The 16577-nt window shown below is 64.9% G+C and carries 15 protein-coding genes; 10 read left to right on the top strand and 5 right to left on the bottom strand.

The window, feature by feature from the left end; translation table 11 throughout:
• Position 1: 1 nt before the first annotated feature.
• Both C450_RS06980 and C450_RS06975 read right to left on the bottom strand, forming a co-directional pair.
• The gene (locus tag C450_RS06980) at positions 2–1453 is read right to left on the bottom strand and encodes an extracellular solute-binding protein (RefSeq protein WP_049909928.1); all 1452 of its coding nucleotides are present in this window, start codon (positions 1451–1453) and stop codon (positions 2–4) included.
• 218 nt (positions 1454–1671) lie between these two features.
• Positions 1672–2130, bottom strand: a complete 459-nt coding sequence (locus C450_RS06975) for a universal stress protein (protein WP_005041943.1) — start codon at positions 2128–2130, stop codon at positions 1672–1674.
• A gap of 194 nt (positions 2131–2324) precedes the next feature.
• Between C450_RS06975 and C450_RS06970 the strand changes: the two genes are divergently transcribed.
• The 3 genes from C450_RS06970 (at position 2325) to C450_RS06960 (ending at position 5757) form a co-directional block, all read left to right on the top strand.
• A complete protein-coding gene (locus C450_RS06970) occupies positions 2325–3023 on the top strand; it encodes a helix-turn-helix domain-containing protein (RefSeq protein WP_005041941.1) in 699 nt (232 codons plus the stop codon).
• Positions 3024–3092: 69 nt separating this feature from the next.
• Complete coding sequence (locus C450_RS06965) at positions 3093–4511, top strand: APC family permease (protein ID WP_005041939.1); 1419 nt, start codon at positions 3093–3095, stop codon at positions 4509–4511.
• On the top strand, positions 4504–5757 hold the full coding sequence (locus C450_RS06960; RefSeq protein WP_005041937.1) for a M20 family metallopeptidase: 1254 nt from the start codon (positions 4504–4506) through the stop codon (positions 5755–5757). The genes C450_RS06965 and C450_RS06960 overlap by 8 nt, the downstream gene beginning before the upstream one ends.
• 9 nt (positions 5758–5766) lie before the next feature.
• Here the strand turns inward: C450_RS06960 and C450_RS06955 are convergent, their stop codons facing one another.
• Together C450_RS06955 and C450_RS06950 are read right to left on the bottom strand one after the other, a co-directional pair.
• A complete protein-coding gene (locus tag C450_RS06955) occupies positions 5767–6810 on the bottom strand; it encodes a dipeptide epimerase (RefSeq protein WP_005041935.1) in 1044 nt (347 codons plus the stop codon).
• Positions 6807–7820, bottom strand: a complete 1014-nt coding sequence (locus C450_RS06950) for a DUF1611 domain-containing protein (RefSeq protein ID WP_005041934.1) — start codon at positions 7818–7820, stop codon at positions 6807–6809. The genes C450_RS06955 and C450_RS06950 overlap by 4 nt, the downstream gene beginning before the upstream one ends.
• 122 nt (positions 7821–7942) lie before the next feature.
• Here C450_RS06950 and C450_RS06945 point away from each other — a divergent pair, with 122 nt between their 5' ends.
• The 7 genes from C450_RS06945 to C450_RS06915 all read left to right on the top strand — a co-directional run bounded on the left by C450_RS06945 (position 7943) and on the right by C450_RS06915 (position 15922).
• Complete coding sequence (locus C450_RS06945; protein WP_005041932.1) at positions 7943–8212, top strand: hypothetical protein; 270 nt, start codon at positions 7943–7945, stop codon at positions 8210–8212.
• A gap of 61 nt (positions 8213–8273) precedes the next feature.
• A complete protein-coding gene (locus tag C450_RS06940) occupies positions 8274–9464 on the top strand; it encodes an amidohydrolase (protein WP_005041931.1) in 1191 nt (396 codons plus the stop codon).
• A 143-nt stretch (positions 9465–9607) separates the two neighbouring features.
• Positions 9608–11296 carry an ABC transporter substrate-binding protein gene (locus C450_RS06935; RefSeq protein WP_005041929.1) on the top strand — a complete coding sequence of 563 codons (1689 nt, stop codon included), beginning with the start codon at positions 9608–9610 and terminating at the stop codon, positions 11294–11296.
• A 97-nt stretch (positions 11297–11393) separates the two neighbouring features.
• Positions 11394–12392, top strand: coding sequence for an ABC transporter permease (locus C450_RS06930; protein WP_193790506.1), 999 nt, complete (start codon positions 11394–11396; stop codon positions 12390–12392).
• A gap of 1 nt (position 12393) precedes the next feature.
• Entirely contained in the window at positions 12394–13392 is a 999-nt protein-coding gene (locus C450_RS06925; protein WP_005041925.1) for an ABC transporter permease, read from the top strand.
• Between the two features lie 99 nt (positions 13393–13491).
• Positions 13492–14631 carry an ABC transporter ATP-binding protein gene (locus tag C450_RS06920; protein ID WP_005041922.1) on the top strand — a complete coding sequence of 380 codons (1140 nt, stop codon included), beginning with the start codon at positions 13492–13494 and terminating at the stop codon, positions 14629–14631.
• Entirely contained in the window at positions 14624–15922 is a 1299-nt protein-coding gene (locus C450_RS06915) for an ABC transporter ATP-binding protein (RefSeq protein ID WP_193790505.1), read from the top strand. Before C450_RS06920 ends, C450_RS06915 begins: the two co-directional genes overlap by 8 nt.
• A gap of 18 nt (positions 15923–15940) precedes the next feature.
• Here C450_RS06915 and C450_RS06910 read toward each other — a convergent pair whose 3' ends face one another.
• Complete coding sequence (locus tag C450_RS06910; protein ID WP_005041918.1) at positions 15941–16567, bottom strand: hypothetical protein; 627 nt, start codon at positions 16565–16567, stop codon at positions 15941–15943.
• Positions 16568–16577 lie beyond the last annotated feature (10 nt).

The following is a 16577-nucleotide window of genomic DNA, read 5'->3' as shown; positions in this document are numbered from 1 at the left end:
TTCAGTTGTTGTAGTCCTCGATCTGTTCGAGTTGACTCTGTAGCGTGCTCATCGCCTGCTTCGGCGGCGCGGACCCGTCCATGCCGGCGTGGACCTGTTGGGCGATTTTGCCCGATTCCTGCGGCCAGACCACGCTGGCAGGACGGGGAATCGAGTTCTTCCCGGCGACCTGAAGCGTGTCGATGTACTTGCCGACGGTGGGGATCTGCTTCGCCTCTCGTGTGGCGAGGAGCTGTTGGTTCGGTGGCAGAAGACCGAGTATCTCGAACAGTTTGATCTGGAAGGACGGCTGTGTCAGTGCCCCGACTACTTCCATGGCCTGTTCTTTCTTGGAAGTGTTCGGATTCACGCCGATGTGCCATCCACCGAGTGCCGCCATCGGGCCGCCGATGTTCTTGTACTTGGAGTTCTGCTCCGGGGTGGCGTAGGGCATCGGCATGACGCCGAGCTTGTCCCCGAGCGCGTCCTCTGCTCCGGCGGCGGCGATCGCGTACGGCCACTGACGCAACGCGACCATGTTCCCGGCAGTAAAGGGACTCAGCGAGGAGTCCTCGATCCAACTGAGCACCGCGTTCGGGGAGATCTGCTCGTACCCATCGAGCGTGTTGGGAGCGTTCGACCCGAAGATGAACGTCTTGAGCATTTTGACCGCGTCGACGACGGGCTGTTTGTTGACCGTCACGGGCCGATTGCCGACGGGGCCGAGCAGGGTGTCGCGGCCACCGAAGTACGCGCCGCCCCAGCTGCTCATGAACTCGTTGAAGTTACAGCACGAAAGCCCCTCGTAGATGTTCCCCTGCCAGCCAAAGCCGTAGTTGACGCCCGACTTTTCCTTCGTGTCGGCGACGATCTTCGAGAACCGCTTCCAGCGCATCGATTCGGTCGCCCAGTTCTCCTTTTCGGGGCTGTAGCCGGCGTTTTTCACCAGGTCCTTGCGATAGAGCATACTCCCGAAATCCACGTACATCGGGACCGCATACAGGTTCCCGTTCGGGCTCTTCGCTGTGTTGACGCTGGCCTGGAAATACTTGTTGTTGATCCGGTTGAGCAGCTTTTCGGGCAGTTCGTTGCTGAGGTCGAGCAGTTGGCCGCGGTTGATGTAGTTCAGCGTCCATCCGCTGTCCATGTCGAGGAGAGCTGGCTCGTCGAGATCGGCCGAAAGCCACCGCGTGTACTGTGATTGGCGCTGGTCAGTGCTGGCGGGACCGGCGACCATTTCGAGGTTGACGTCATTCGACATCCCCGCATTGCGGAGTGCCTTTTTTATCGCGGTGCTCTCGCCGGCCATGTCCGTGCTGGTTATCCACCGGATGGAGTTCGACCCCGCCTCGTTCCCGCCGACCGTACAGCCGGCAAGCGCCGTCGCGGCTCCGGATGCACCCGCCGCTTTCACGAAGTCGCGGCGGGTAACACCCCTTTCTGCTGTGTCTGAGCGTGTGTTACCACCATGCATCACCTTTAATCGGAAACAACTGATGCACTTATAACTGCGGCTTTTATACTATCTCGACAAATTTGGATTTAATTGCTGAGGAGGGATTCTTCAGCGATTAGCACGGTATCTGCTGAGAATACCGCACACACGCTGGGGCCGGCGGCTCGGGGCGATCGAGTGGCAGCTGTGACCCCTCGGCGTCGGGGTCTGCCGGAGTGGACAGTCACCCGCTTGCGTCACTTCGTATCTGCGCGGACGAAGGTCACGGGACACGGCGCGGAGAGCATCACTTTCTGGGCCGTCGAGCCGAACACCGCCTTGCCGGCGGGTGAGCGCCGTCGGCCGCCGACGATGACGAGGTCGGCGTCGGCCTCCTCGGCCAACCCCACGATGCTGTCGCCGTGATCGCCGACCGCACCGCCGACGGCGTGATCGACGCCGGCATCGTCGAGCCGCTCGGCGAGCTCGCGGATGGTGGCATGGCGGCGGGCGACATCGTCCGGCGACACCTCCCCGGACGTGGTATCGAACCCGAGGTGATCGAGTGATTCGGCGTACTCGTCGTCGGTGAAGACGTGGCCCAGCACGACGGTCGCCGCCGATGGTCCGGCGATATCGATGGTCTCTTCGGCCAACCGATCGACCCGGTCTGCGTCGCCCGGTCCCACCGCCAGCACGACGGTATCGAGTGCCATGTCACCTCCTTTTCGACACCTCTACATAATACTACGGGCGGTCGACCGTGTTTCGGCAGCTCCCGTTCAGAATCACAGAGACGAACCCCGCGACTCGACGGCACTGGATATGGGGCAAGAGTCGCGACGGACAAATTCTGTCGGGCGGGCGGATGGTCGAACGGTTTTTCTCCCCATTGATTCTATTGGCAGCGATGGATTCGCCGCAACGGCCCGGGACGGGCCTGCGGGTGACGCTCGACATCTGGCATCCCGACTGCTGGACGCTGTCGGTGACCGAGGAGCGTGACGGGGGATTGCTCGGTCACGGCGTCTACACGATCGACGGGGCGGCCACCGGCCGGTTCACCGCCTACGGCGAGACGAACGCCGCGATCGAGGAGCTGATCGCCGCGATCCGGGCCTCGTCCCTGACCGACTCGGTCTGGGAGACCGATCGCCCGCACGCGACCGACACGACGGTCCCCGGGAGCGCGAGTCGCGCACTCGTCGTGCGCTACGAGATCGAGAACTCGATCAACGACGCGCTCGTCTCGCGCGGGTTCATCCCCGACGAGCCGGTCCGGATGCACGGTGGGAGGGAGTACTGGACGGTCATCGTCGATACGGATCGCGAGACGCTCGGCGAGCGCCTCGACGCCATTCGTGAGACGAAGGACGCCGAGATCCGCGTCGAAGACATCGCGGTCGCGCAGGGCGGTCCCGGCGTCCTGCCGACCGACGACCTCTCCGAGCGCCAGCGCGAGGCCTTCGAGCTCGCCAGGAAACGGGACTACTACGCGTGGCCACGGGAGGTGAACGCCGTCGAACTGGCCGACGAACTCGGCGTCTCGAAGGCGACCCTGCTCGAACACCTCCGGAAGGCCGAGGCGAAACTCCTCGGAGGCGACTGAACCGCCTGCGCCGTGCGAGCCGTTCATGAGAGGGAGGGGTGTTATTCCTCCGCTCTCGTGTGCTACCGCATGGCACGATCGACGTCGAAGGACGATCGGAGTCTCCAACGTGACATCGGTCCGCTCGGGGCGATGAGCACCGTCGTCGCCGGCACGCTCGGGGCTGGCCTGTTCGTCACGCTCGGGACCGCAAGCGCGACGACCGGGCCGAGCGTCATCCTCGTGGTGGCAGTGGCGGGAACGCTCGCGACGGCGATCGCGATCAACTACTCGTGGATGGCGACCGTCTTTCCGGGTGCGGCCGGCTCGTACGCCTACGTCTCGCGCACGTTCAACAGCCGGCTGCCCGGATTCCTCGTCACGTGGTCGAAGTGGCTCGGCTACATGGCCGCCGACGCGGTGCTCGCCATCGGGTTCGGGAGTTATCTGCAGGTGTTCTTTCCCGACCTCATCGCCGGCCAGAGCGAGGTGGCGCTCGTCGGGTTCGGGCTTCTCACCGTGCTTTTCCTCGTCAACCTCGTCGGGTCGCGCGGGTACAGCCTCGTCCAGAACGCCATCTTCGGCCTGCTCGTGCTCTCGATTCTCGTCCTCGTCGTGCCGGGATCGTTCGCCATCGAGACGGCGAACTACCAGCCCTTCTTCACCGGCGGATCGAGCGGGTTCCTCGCCGCCGCCGTTCCGCTCTTTTACGCCTATATCGGCATCGCGGTCGCGGGCCAGATGGGTGCGGAGGTGAAAAACCCCTCCCGAAACCTCCCGCTGTCGATGGTCGGTGGGACGTTGATTCTCACAGTTTTGTACATGTGGACGGCGGCGGTCATCTACGGTGTCGTAGCGGATTACACCGTGCTCGCCGAGTCGGCCCGCCCGCTGTCCGATGCCGCCGAGGCGTTTTTGGGCGCGGACGCCTCGGCCATCGTCGCCATCGGCGGCCTCCTTGCGACCGCCTCCAGCGTGAACGCGGTCATGGCGGCGGGGATCAAGATGCCGTACTCGTGGTCGTGGGACGAGGTGTTCCCGCAGTGGTTCTCGGCGGTCGGCGATCGGTTCGGGTCGCCCCACTGGTCGCTGCTCACGCTCTACGTCGTCTCCTCGGCGCTGACCTTCTACACCACGGGACTCAATCAGGCGATCAAGATCGCCACGTTCAGCTACCTCATCGCGTACTTCGCCGTCTCGGTGACGCTGCTCTACGCCCGCTACGCGAGGCCGGACGTGGTCGACCAGGCCGGGTTCGATCTCGGTGGCGGGCTCCTCGTCTCGGGCGTGGTCGGCACGCTCGGTGCATTCTTGTTGCTCACCCAGGCCTACCAGGGGTCGCTCACGGTGTACGTCCCGTGGATCGTCGTCGGCCTGATCGTGTTCGGCGTCTACTGGTATCGCGGGCAGCAGGCCGGCACCGACGTCGAGGCGATCCTCGACACGCTGCCAGGTGTGCCATCCGACGAGTACGACCCCGACATTCAGGACGTGACTGCGGATGACTGACGCTCCCGCCGACGCGCCCGACACCGCGACGACCGACCCAGATGCGATCGCGGAGCGGATCGACCACGACGAAACCATCGAACTCCTTCAGGAGCTCGTCCGCATCCGGAGCCCGTACTTCGAGGAGGAGGCGATCACCGAGTTCGTCTACGACTGGCTCGACGAACGCGAACTCGATCCCGAGTATCACGCGGTGAGCGAACCCGACATCACGGGCTTCGAGGGCAACAACGTCCTCGCGCGCCTGACGGGCACGGACCCCGACGCGCCGACGCTGCTGTTGAACGCTCACATGGACACCGTCGAACTCGTCGAGGCGTGGGAGGAGGACCCGCTCTCGGGGCGCATCGAGGACGGCAAGCTCTACGGCCAGGGGGCTTGTGACATGAAAGGCGGGCTCGCGGGCATCATGGTCGCGTTCGACGCCCTCGCCGCGGCCGGCATCGACCTTGCGGGCGACGTCCTCTTTACCGCCGTCGTCGACGAGGAGGGCCCCTACGGGCTGGGCGCGAACCAGCTCATTCGTGACTCTGTCACCGACGACTGTGACGCCGCCATCGTCACCGAGCCCGGGCCGATTCTCGCCCAGCGGGACATCGAAAACCCCGCACTGCTGCTCGGCGCGCGTGGACGATTTCTCTACGACATCACCGTGACCGGCGAGGCTGCACACGGCTCACAGCCACACAAGGGGACGAACGCGGTGGTCGATGCGGGTCGTTTGGCCGACGCCCTCACCGGCATCGAGGTCGGGTCGCACGAACAGCTCGGCGATGGGTCGGTCTGCCCGCTCAAGATCGAAGGCGGGGGTGAAACGCTCTCGGTCCCCGAAGCCTGTCGTCTGCTGGTCGATCGGCACGTCGTCGTCGGCGAAACCGAGGACGTGGTTCGAGCCGACGCCGAGGCAGTCGTCGCTGACCTCAACCTCGATTCCGGCGTCGAGATCGACTTTCGGGAAGCGCCCGCGCCGGACGTTCGCTACGGGCCGTACGTCACCGACGCCGACGATCCGCTCGTGGGTGCGCTGCGGGCCGGCGTCGAGGCTGTCACCGGCGACGACCCGGCCATCGGGTACTTTTCGAGCGTCGGCGATTTCAACTACTTCGGCCATCGCGCCGGCCTTCCGACCGTGATCGTCGGCCCCGACGGCGCGAACATCCACGGGGCCGGCGAGTTCGTCCACACCGACGAGGTCGTCGGCGTGGCGCGCATCGTCGCCGCCGGCTGTGTCGCGCTGCTCGCCTGACGCTCGCGGCTACTCTGCCGCTCGCGCGCCCGTTCCCGGACGGTCCGTCCCGGCGAGATCGATCTCGCCGCCGGAGATCGGGACGCCGTCGTACGGGTCGTCGGCGAGCAGTAGGGAGCCGTCGAGGTCGGCGTAATCGAGCAGCGGCGCGAGATGACAGCCGGCCGCGATCGCGGCGTTCGACTCGATCATGCAGCCAAGCATGACTTCCAGTCCGTGTGCGCGGGCGGTGTGGATCATCCGTTTCGCCTCGCGGAGCCCACCGCATTTCATGAGTTTGATGTTCGCGATGTCCGCGCGCTCGGCGATCCGGGGAACGTCCGCGAGCGTCACGCACGACTCGTCGGCCGCGATCGGGAGCGTCGAGCGCTCGTGGACGTATTCGAGCCCCTCTGAATTCTCGGCGGGAACGGGCTGTTCGACGAACTCCACATCGAAAGCGGCGAGGGTGTCGATCATGTCGACCGCCTCGTGGGGCGTCCACGCCTCGTTCGCGTCGACCCGGATCCGGGCGTCGGGGGCCGCCGTTCGTACCGTGTCGACGATCTCGCGGTCACGCTCGGTGCCGAGTTTGACCTTCAGAACCGAGTGGCCGGCGTCGACTGCCGTAGCCGTCTTCTCGCGCATCCGTTCGATACTGTCGAGCCCGATGGTGTAGGAGGTCGATACCGTCTCGTCGGCATCGAGCCCCCAGTAGCGATAGAGCGGGAGATCGAGGCGCTTGCCCACGAGGTCGTGGAGCGCGATCGATATCGCACACCGCGCGGCGGGGTTCGCTCGAACCGTCTCCCGCAACCGGCGCTCGATCCGATCCAGACTGTGGGGATCGTCGACATCCTCGACGACCGCGAGGAGATCCGGGAGCACCGCTTCGACGGTGTCCGCAGTCTCGCCGTAATGTGAGGAGGGGGCGGCGGCCCCGATCCCGGTCGTTCCGTCGGCGTCGGTGATGCGCACCACGACGTTCTCGGCGACCGTCTGCGTCTCACGTGAGATGGTGAACGGGTCGTCGAGATCGAGCGTCACCCGCTCGAACTCGGTGTCGAGCGTCACAGGATCGCCTCCAGGACGTCGTCGATATCGAACCGGACCGGGTCGGTCGCTGGCACGTCGATCACGTCGGCGTAGTCGGCGACTGCAGTACGGGCCGCGTCGTCGGTCTCGACGTTGCGGGTGTTGAGCGCGCCCGCGACCACGTTCGTTTCGTGGACCGGCTCCGCGAGATCCTCGTAGAGGTCGACGTACGTCGGGAGCGAAGGGAGCGAAACGTCCTCGTAGCCGTGGATCGCCTCGCGACCGGCCTCGTGGCAGAGGACTAGCTTATCAGCCATCGCGCCGTGGAGAATCGAACAGGTGACGCCCGAATAGGCAGGATGGATGATCGAGCCCTGGCCCTCGACAAAGAGGTAATCGTGATCGTCACCTCGTTCACGGATCATCTTCTCGACCGCGCCGGCGGCGAAGTCGCTTATCACGCGGTCGATCGGCAGTCCCCACCGTTCGATCATGATCCCGGTCTGGCCGGTGGGGATGAACCCGCAGTCCACGCCGCGGTCGCGTGCGGCCTCGTAGAGTTCGCGCGTCGCGGTCATCTTGCCCACCGAGCAATCGGTGCCCACAGTCAGCACGATCTCGGCGTCGACGTCGGCGGCGACTCCATCGCTCACCGTGAGGTCGGCGGGCGGTTTGCGGACGTCCCAGAGCTCAGAGTCGTGTTCGTCGGCGAGGCGGCGGAACTCCTCGTCGTCTTCGAGGAAGTAGTGAAGGCCGGCAGTGACGTCACAGCCGCGTTCGAGGGCTTGCCGGACGTCGGGCCGCCACGAGTCCTCGAACCCGCCGCCGATGGGTGCGATGCCGACGATCAGTTCGTCACACGCCGGGACGTCGTCCATCCCGGCGACGATCGGTGCGTCCTGCACGTCGGGAAGGAAGTCGCCGACGCGCTTGCCGGCGTTGTCGCGGTCGAGAACGGCGGTGATCTCGGTGTCGCCGTACCGGAGAATGCTTACCGCGGTCTTCGCTCGATCGGGGAACTGCTCGTGGGCGAGCAAAACGACGCTCATGGTACGGCGACGCGAACTGACGGCTTAAAATCCTCGTTCGGTGCCAGCAGGCGATCCGACCGATCCACGATTCGGGTCGTCGAGACCGAACGACTAACATCGCGGTTCCCGTTCGTGTGCTCATGCCATCGGCAGACGACGTCCGCGTGTGGCTCGTCGAGCGCGGCTACAACAACCGCGATCTCATCGTCCTCAAGTACGCGACGACCGAGGGCGATCAGATTTTCCGGCGGGAGCTCGCGGCCCAGGCGATCGATATGGACGGAGTGACTGCCGCCAAGGACGTCTCGCCGGACAACCTCGAAGCCGTAACGGAGACCGACGTTCAGGAACGGTATGCGGACGAAGTACGCCGGATGGCCGACGAGCACGATCCCGACGACACGATCTGATCGCCGGAGATTCGGGCGGGTGATCCGAGCGCTTTAGTGTGAATCTTGCCTCGTCCACGTCGTGTACGCACTCACCAATGCAATCGTTCACACGGCGACCGATCGCGGGACAGTCGAGGGCGGCGTGCTCGTCGAGGGCAGCGAGATCAGCGCAGTGGGCGATATCGACGTTCCCGACGGGGCGAACGTCCTCGACTGCGATGGGAACCACGTCACACCGGGCCTGATCGACGCTCACAGCCACGCCGGGATGGCCGAGTGGGGCGAGCCCGAGGACGGCGACATCAACGAGTTGACCGATCCAGTGACGCCGCACGTCTCGGCGCTCGACGGGTTTCATCCCCACGACGAGGAGCTCGATCACGCCGTCCGGAGTGGCGTGACGACCGTGAGCGCCCGGATGGGGAGTGCGAACGTGATCGGCGGCGTGATCTGCTCGATGAAGACCCACGGGAACCTCGCCGACGAGATGTTCCTCCGTGAGGACGGGATGAAGGCCGCGATGGGCGAGAATCCCAAGCGCGTCCACGGCGAGGAGTACGACCGCGAGCCCGCGACCCGCTCGGGTGTCGCGGCTACACTCCGAGAGGCACTGATGAGCGCCGAGGATTACCAGAACCGGCGTGATCACGCCGCCGAGGAGGGCGACCCGTTCGAGCGCGATCTCGGAATGGAACATCTCGTGCGAGTCTTGGAGGGCGATCTCCCGTTCAGAGTCCACGCCCACCGGGCCGACGACATCATGACGGTGTTCCGAATAACCGAAGAGTTCGGGATCGAGAACCTCTCGATCGAGCACGCGACCGAGGGCCACCTGATCGCCGAGGAGTTCGCCGAACGCGACGTTCCTGCCGTGGTGGGGCCGAGCGCGTCGAGCGCAACCAAGTACGAGCTGTCGAACATCACCTTCGAGACGCCAGGCCTGCTCCACGAGGCGGGCGTGACCGTCGCGATCCAGACCGACGCGCCCGTCCTGCCCCAGCAACATCTCGATGTCTGTGTGGGTCTCGCGGTTCGGGAGGGACTCCCCGCCGACGCCGCGCTCGACACCGTGACCAAGAATCCGGCCGCAATTCTCGGGATCGGGGATCGCGTCGGGACGCTCGAAGAAGGCACTGACGCCGACCTCGCGGTGTGGGACGACGAGTTCTACGCGTTCGACTCGACCGCCCAACACGTGTTCGTCGACGGTGAGCACGTCTTCGATCACGAGCGCGACGCCACGGATCTCCGCGAGGAGTGGGAGCGGTAGGTCGCCGAACCAGCTCCACACCGACGTTCGCCGGCCCGATCGTCCGTTCTATCCGTTGTGTCGACAGTTCCTGGGACGACCCCGGCCATAAAACATTTACAATAGCTCCGGGAAGAACGCGTTACCGAGGAACAAACCAGCTCATGACGGACAAACAGACGACATACGACGTGACCAGACGCCGCCTCCTACAGGGGACCGGCGCGATCGGCATCGCCGGTTTGGCCGGTTGTCAGAGCGCCACCGCCCCTGACGAAGGGAACGGTAGCGGAAACGGCAGTGGCGGGGGCGGTGGAAACGGTAGCGGTGGCGGAAACGGTAGCGCCAACGAAAGCGGCGGTGGTGGTGGCGGTAGCGGCGGACAGCTCACGTTCGCCCAGGTCAAGAGTCCGATCGAGTTCGATCCGATCGTCCTGAACGACGTTCCCTCGGATCAGGTCGCCTCACTGGTGTTCGATCCGTTGTACGAGTGGAACGAGGCGGGCAAGAAGATCGTTCCGCAGATCGCAGCGAAGCAGCCCGAAGTCGAGAACGGGGGCCAACGCTACGTCGTCCCGCTCAACGAGGACGCGACGTTCCACAACGGTGACCCGGTGACCGCGGAGGACGTGGCGTACACCTTCACCGCCCCGGTGAAGGAGGAGACCGAGAACGCCGCCAACTTCAACATGATCGACACTGCCGAGGCCGTCGACGAGAAGACGGTCCAGTTCGATCTGAAGTACCCCTTCGGGGCGTTCAACAGCTATCTCGCGGCCAACGTCGTGCCGAAGTCGGTCCGCGAGCAGAACAAGCAGGCGTTCAACACCAAAAACCCGGTCGGGGCCGGGCCGTTCACCTTCGAGGGGTGGCAGGAAGGCGACTTCGCACGGGTGAAGCGGTGGGACGACTACTGGGGCGATCCCACGCCGAACCTCTCGGGGATCGAGTTCGTGCCGGTCGAGGAGGGGACCACCCGGGTCACCACCCTCAAATCGGGCGAGAACGACGTCATCGAGGAGATCCCGCCGAAGTCGTGGAACACCGTGAAGAACATGGGCAACGCGTCGATCGACGCCGTCCCGGGCGTCGGCTACTTCTATCTCGCGTTCAACTGCAAGAAGGGGCCGACCGCGGATCCGAAGGTCCGCGAGGCGATCGACTACGCGGTCTCGATGGATCAGGCCGTCTCGAACTTCGTCGAACCGACCGGGCTCCGCCAGTACAGCCCGCTGCCGAAGGTCCTCGTCGACGACTGGGACATGCCGATCGAGGAGTGGAAGAAGATCCCCCACGACAAGGACGTCGACAAGGCGAAGTCGATGCTCGACGACAACGACAACGTCCCGGACAACTGGAACGCGAAGATCATCGTCCCGCCGGACGACAAGCGCGAACAGATCGGCACCAGCGTCGCCAACGGGCTGAAAGAGGCGGGCTACGGCGCGACCGTCCAGCGACTCGACTGGGGGACGTTCCTCGACAGGTACGTCACGGGCGACCCCAACGACTACAACATGTACACGCTCGGGTGGTCGGGCACGCCCGATCCCGACTCGTTCATGTACTTCCTGTTCGCCCAATCCCAGGCGGGTGTCGGCCAGGGCGTGTTCTACCAGAACGACGAGGTCAACTCTGCGATCGTGAACGCCCGGAAGTCGACCGACAGAGGAGAGCGAAAAAAACTGTACCAGCAGGCCATCACGACCCTCCTCGAAGACCGGGTGAACCTGCCGGCGTACAACCTCAAGAACAGCTTCGGCGTGAAAAACTACGTCAAGGATTTCACGTCACACCCGGTCGGCAGCTTCAGCATCGCCACCGGCTACAACAACGTCTCGGTCGAGAAGTAGTTCCGGCCGAAGCGTTTCGATTTCGTTCGTATCCCATCATGACTGACACGACAACCACACGAACGGTACCCACGTACCGCCGCTACGGGGGTGAGCCGTGGGGCTAGCTCGCTACACCGCCCGACGGCTACTCCAGGCGATACCGGTGTTGATCGGTATCGTGACGATCACGTTCCTCCTCTCGAACGCCATCCCCGGCAATCCGGCACGCATCATGCTCGGTCCGTCGCCGACACCGGGACAAGTCGCGGCGATCCAGGCGAAATACGGTCTCGATCAGCCGCTGTACGTCCGGTACTTCAACTACCTCGCGGGCGTCGTCCAGGGAGACCTCGGCCAGAGCCTCTACTATGGGGTGCCCGTCACTCAGAAGATCATGGAGCGGCTGCCGGTGACGCTGCTGTTGTTGCTGTCGAGTTTCACGTTCGCTATCGTGGCGTCGATCCCGCTCGGCGTCCTCTCGGCGCAGCGACGGAACAAGCCGACCGACCACATCTCGCGGGTCGTCGCGCTGATCGGCGTGAGCACGCCCTCCTTCTGGATCGGGCTGATGCTCATCATCGTCTTCGCGTTCAAGCTCGGGTGGCTCCCCGCGACGAACCTGATACTGCCGTGGGCGCATCCGCTCCGGGTCGAGGGGGCGTCGACGCGTCTCGACGTGGTGGTCACGTCGGCGAGACACCTCATCCTGCCGACGCTCTCGCTCGGGACGCTCCAGATGGCGGCGATCACGCGGATCGAACGCTCCTCGATGCTCGAAACCCTCTCGGAGGAGTACGTCAGACTCGCGCGGGCCTACGGCGTCTCCGAGACCACGATCCTCAGGAAACACGCGTTCCGCAACGCACAGCTGCCGGTGTTGACGGTGCTCGGATTGAATCTCTCGACCGCGCTCGGCGGTGCGGTGCTGACCGAGACGGTGTTCAGCATCAACGGGATGGGGACGCTCATCCTGACCGGCGTCTACAACCAGGACTACCAACTGATAATGGGAACGACGATCGTCTTCGGGCTGGCGTTCGTGATCGGAGTGATCATCACCGATCTCTCCTACGCGTACGTCGACCCGCGCGTCTCCTACGGTGAACGGGACTGACATGGCAACGAGTGATACCCAATCCGACGAGATGCTTTCCTCGGGTCAGACCGAGGAGAGTGGAGCCGACGAGAGCGAACGCGCGGTCGAATCTCGGGTGGGGTGGCGCTACACCCTCACTCAAGTCCGAAGCGACCCGACCGCGCTCGCGGGGTTGTTCATCATCGGCTTCATGACCGCGGTCGCGGTGTTCGCGTACGTCGACGCGAAGCTGCTCGACTACTGGTTCGCGAGCACGTTCTGGGTCAACCCCGCGACCGACCCAGTGACCGTCGAGGCGCTGTTGCCTCCTGTCGGGGTCGAGAACGGACTTGGTACCGGGACGTGGGAACACCCACTCGGCACCGACAACCGTGGCCGCGACATCCTCGCGCGCCTGTTTTACGGGACACGGATCGCGATCCAGGTCGGGTTCATCGCGACCGCGTTCGGGCTGTTCGGCGGCGTGGTCGTGGGCGCGGTGGCAGGCTACTACGGCGGGTGGGTCGACGACGTGTTGATGCGCGGCGTCGAGACGCTGTACGCCATCCCCTTCCTGATCCTCGTGATCACGTTCATGTCGGTGTTCGGGCGTGATCTCCTCTTCGCGATGATCGGGGTCGGCATCGGTTCGATACCGGTGTTCGCGCGGCTGATACGCTCGCGCGTACTCAGCGTGCGCGAGGAGGATTACGTCGAAGCCGCCCGCGCGGCGGGAGTCAGGGACCGCAACATCATCTTCCGGCACGTCGTGCCGAACAGCTTCGCACCCGTGCTGGTGCAGGCCACCCTCCAGGTCGGCGTGAGCATCATCATCGTGGCCGGACTCTCCTTCCTGGGGTTCGGGGTCCAGCCACCGACACCCTCGTGGGGACAGATGCTCGCCCAGTCGCGCAACTACATGCTCCAGAGCATCTGGTTCAGCCTCTGGCCGGGGCTCGCCATTCTGATCACCGTCGTGGGGTTCAACCTCTTCGGCGACGGGCTCCGGGACGCGCTCGATCCGCGGCTCAACAACTGAGATGCATCGGACAGCAACCACTGGAGACCGGTCGCAACACCGGCAGCGATCGACCGTCGGAGAGACAGTCGCGATCACGAGACGAAACAGGACGACATCATGAGTCAGGAACCACTACTACGCGTCGAAGAGTTGACGACCCACTTCTTCACCGAGGAAGGCGTCGTTCGTGCCGTCGACGGTATCTCCTTTACGGTGAACGAGGGCGAGATCGTGGGGCTGGTCGGCGAGAGCGGGGCGGGCAAGAGCGTCGCCGCGTCGAGCCTGCTCCGGCTGGTCGAGAGTCCCGGCGAGATCGTCGGTGGCGAAGTCACGTTTCGCGGCGAGACGCTGTTCGGCGTCGAGGAGCGATCGGATGGCGAACTCGTCCAGCGCGACGAGATGCTCTCGAACGCCACGATGCGCGAACGCATCCGGGGCCGGGAGATCGCGATCATCTTCCAAGATCCGATGGAGAGTTTGAACCCCGTGTTCACCGTCGGCGGCCAGCTCCGGGAGTTCATCGAGATCAACCGCGATCTCGGGGCGGACGCCGCGAAACGAGAGGCGATCGACATGCTCCGGGAGGTCGGCATCCCCGAACCCGAGAACCGCTACGACGACTACCCACACCAGTTCTCCGGCGGGATGCGCCAGCGGGTGCTGATCGCAATGGCACTGTCGTGTGAGCCGAGCCTCATCATCGCCGACGAGCCAACCACCGCGCTGGACGTCACGGTCGAGGGCCAGATCCTCGATCTCGTCGACGATCTCCAGGACAAGTACGACACCAGTTTCGTCTGGGTCACCCACGACATGGGCGTGATCGCGGAGATCTGCGACCGCGTGAACGTGATGTATCTCGGCGAGATCGTCGAACAGGCCGATGTCGAGCAGCTGTTCTACGACACCAAACACCCCTACACGCAGGCGCTGCTCGAATCCATCCCTCGCCCCGACGAAACGGTCGGCGAACTCTCGCCCATCGAGGGCGTCATGCCCGAGGCGATCAATCCGCCCTCCGGCTGTCGGTTCCACACTCGGTGTCCGGACGCGCGCGAGGTGTGCGTTCGAGCACATCCGGACGCGCGCGACGTCACCGAGCCGGGTGATCCGCCCCACCGCGCCGCGTGTCTGATGCACGATGCGTTCGACGTCGGTTACTGGGACAGCGACCCGATCGCCAGCGACGCCAAGGCCGGGTTCGGTGCGGACCTCACTGCCGACGGTGGGCGTCGCAGGGGTGAGACCGATGAGTGACGCCCGATCACCGGCCGAAACCGACGACGGGACCGAGGTCGGCGGCGCGACCGACCGGACGTCCGGCACCGACGCGCTGCTCGAAGTCGACGGACTGACCAAACACTTCGACCAAGGGAGCGGGTTCCTCTCCGGGTTTTTCGATTCGGAGGAGGTGCGCGCGGTCGAAGATGTCTCCTTCGAAATCAGGGAGGGCGAAACCCTCGGACTCGTCGGCGAATCCGGCTGTGGCAAGAGCACGCTCGCACGAACCATCCTTCGACTGCTCAACCCGACCGATGGTGACGTCTACTTCAAGGGATCGAACCTCGCCGAGATGAGTGGCGAGGAGCTGCGCGCGCAGCGCCAGGACATGCAGATGATCTTCCAGGATCCCCAGTCGAGCCTCGACCCCCGGATGAAGGTCGGCTCCATCGTCGAGGAGCCGATGAAAGCCCACGGGATGCTCGACGCCGAAGGCCGGGAGGACCGTGCGCACGAACTGCTCGAAAAGGTCGGACTCGATCCCCAGCACTACAATCGCCACCCGCACGCCTTCTCGGGCGGACAGCGCCAGCGGATCAACCTCGCGCGGGCGCTGTCGGTCAACCCCGACTTCATCGTGTGTGACGAGCCCGTGAGCGCGCTCGACGTCTCGATCCAGGCCCAGGTGCTCAACACGATGAACGCCCTCCAAGAGGAGTTCGGACTCACGTACCTGTTCATCGCCCACGATCTCTCCGTGATCCGGTACATCTCGGATCGGGTCGCGGTGATGTATCTGGGTCAGCTCGTCGAGCTCGCCGAAAAAAAGGAGCTGTTCGAGAACCCACAACACCCCTACACGCGGGCGCTGCTGTCGTCGATCCCGGTCCCCGATCCGCGTGCAGAGGGGACCCGCGGCGTGCTCGAAGGCGACGTTCCGAGCCCGATCAACCCGCCCTCCGGGTGTCGATTCCGGACGCGCTGTCCCGAGCTCATCCGCCCGCCTGAGTACGATCTCACCGATTCCCAGTGGGAGGCCGTGCGGGCGTTCATGCGTGCGGTCGACCGTCGAACGTTCGAACCGGAAGGCGAACGGTCGCTTCGCCACCGCTTCTTCGAGGACGTGTCGCTTGCGGGCGAGGCGGCCACGATCGTCGACCGGGCGGTCGAAAACGTGCTCTCGGACGACTGGGCGGAAGCCGACCGCTTGCTCGACGAGAACTTCGCCCAGCAGAGCATCTGCGCGCAGGAGGAACCGACCTACGAGATCGAGCCCGAGCACGGCTCCGGGGCTCACTTCGCAGCCTGTCATCTCCATCGCGAGTAGCTCGCGAGTTCGCTTCCGTCACTCGATCCGCACAGTCGTCGTCGCCGACGGCCGCGTGTCGCCGTCGAGCGCGACGAACGCGGAAATCTCGTACTCGCGGGGCTCGGCCGTCACCCACTGACGTTCGGTGGTTCGTTCGAACCGGCCGTTCCACTCCCACTCGAAACGCTTTCGCTCGCGGGGGCGAAACCCGAAGCTGCTCGGTTTCGAACGGGTGTAGCGGGCTTCGTCGCTCGCTTCGAGCTCGCCGTCGACGCTCCATCCCCAGCGCCGCTGGCGCGGCGTTCGGACCGTGATCGGGACGGGGAGCCGGTTGGTGAACGTGGCGGTGATCGCGATCGGCTCCCCCCGAGCGTAGCGCTCTCGGCCGGTCTCGATCGAGACGTGTAACGCCGCGCGCGCAAGGCGCTGCGGGACGAACCGTCCGAGCGCCGCAGCGAGGTAGTTGCGCGTCTCGTCGAGTCCGTGGCGGTCCTCGCGATCACTAACGGGCACGATCAGTGGACGCCCGTTCCGGGCAAGCATGATTCGGCGTTCGTTCGTCGTCGACCCGTCATCGCTTCCCCGTCTTCCACGCACGAACTTCGCTCTGCTGGTCGACAGCGCTCGGATCGTCGTCGTGGAGCGAAACGGGAGAACACTCATGGTGTCGCCG

Source organism: Halococcus salifodinae DSM 8989, assembly GCF_000336935.1.
Classification (GTDB): Archaea; Halobacteriota; Halobacteria; order Halobacteriales; family Halococcaceae; genus Halococcus; species Halococcus salifodinae.
The sequence above is the reverse complement of the archived record's forward strand: the minus strand, read 5'-3'. Positions and strand labels throughout refer to the sequence as shown.

Bases quoted from the DNA above. Each gene is read 5' to 3' on its own strand.
- C450_RS06980 (WP_049909928.1), bottom strand. From the start codon at position 1,453: ATGCATGGTGGTAACACACGCTCAGACACAGCAGAAAGGGGTGTTACC.
- C450_RS06975 (WP_005041943.1), bottom strand. From the start codon at position 2,130: ATGGCACTCGATACCGTCGTGCTGGCGGTGGGACCGGGCGACGCAGAC.
- C450_RS06970 (WP_005041941.1), top strand. From the start codon at position 2,325: ATGGATTCGCCGCAACGGCCCGGGACGGGCCTGCGGGTGACGCTCGAC.
- C450_RS06965 (WP_005041939.1), top strand. From the start codon at position 3,093: ATGGCACGATCGACGTCGAAGGACGATCGGAGTCTCCAACGTGACATC.
- C450_RS06960 (WP_005041937.1), top strand. From the start codon at position 4,504: ATGACTGACGCTCCCGCCGACGCGCCCGACACCGCGACGACCGACCCA.
- C450_RS06950 (WP_005041934.1), bottom strand. From the start codon at position 7,820: ATGAGCGTCGTTTTGCTCGCCCACGAGCAGTTCCCCGATCGAGCGAAG.
- C450_RS06945 (WP_005041932.1), top strand. From the start codon at position 7,943: ATGCCATCGGCAGACGACGTCCGCGTGTGGCTCGTCGAGCGCGGCTAC.
- C450_RS06935 (WP_005041929.1), top strand. From the start codon at position 9,608: ATGACGGACAAACAGACGACATACGACGTGACCAGACGCCGCCTCCTA.
- C450_RS06925 (WP_005041925.1), top strand. From the start codon at position 12,394: ATGGCAACGAGTGATACCCAATCCGACGAGATGCTTTCCTCGGGTCAG.
- C450_RS06920 (WP_005041922.1), top strand. From the start codon at position 13,492: ATGAGTCAGGAACCACTACTACGCGTCGAAGAGTTGACGACCCACTTC.
- C450_RS06915 (WP_193790505.1), top strand. From the start codon at position 14,624: ATGAGTGACGCCCGATCACCGGCCGAAACCGACGACGGGACCGAGGTC.
- C450_RS06910 (WP_005041918.1), bottom strand. From the start codon at position 16,567: ATGAGTGTTCTCCCGTTTCGCTCCACGACGACGATCCGAGCGCTGTCG.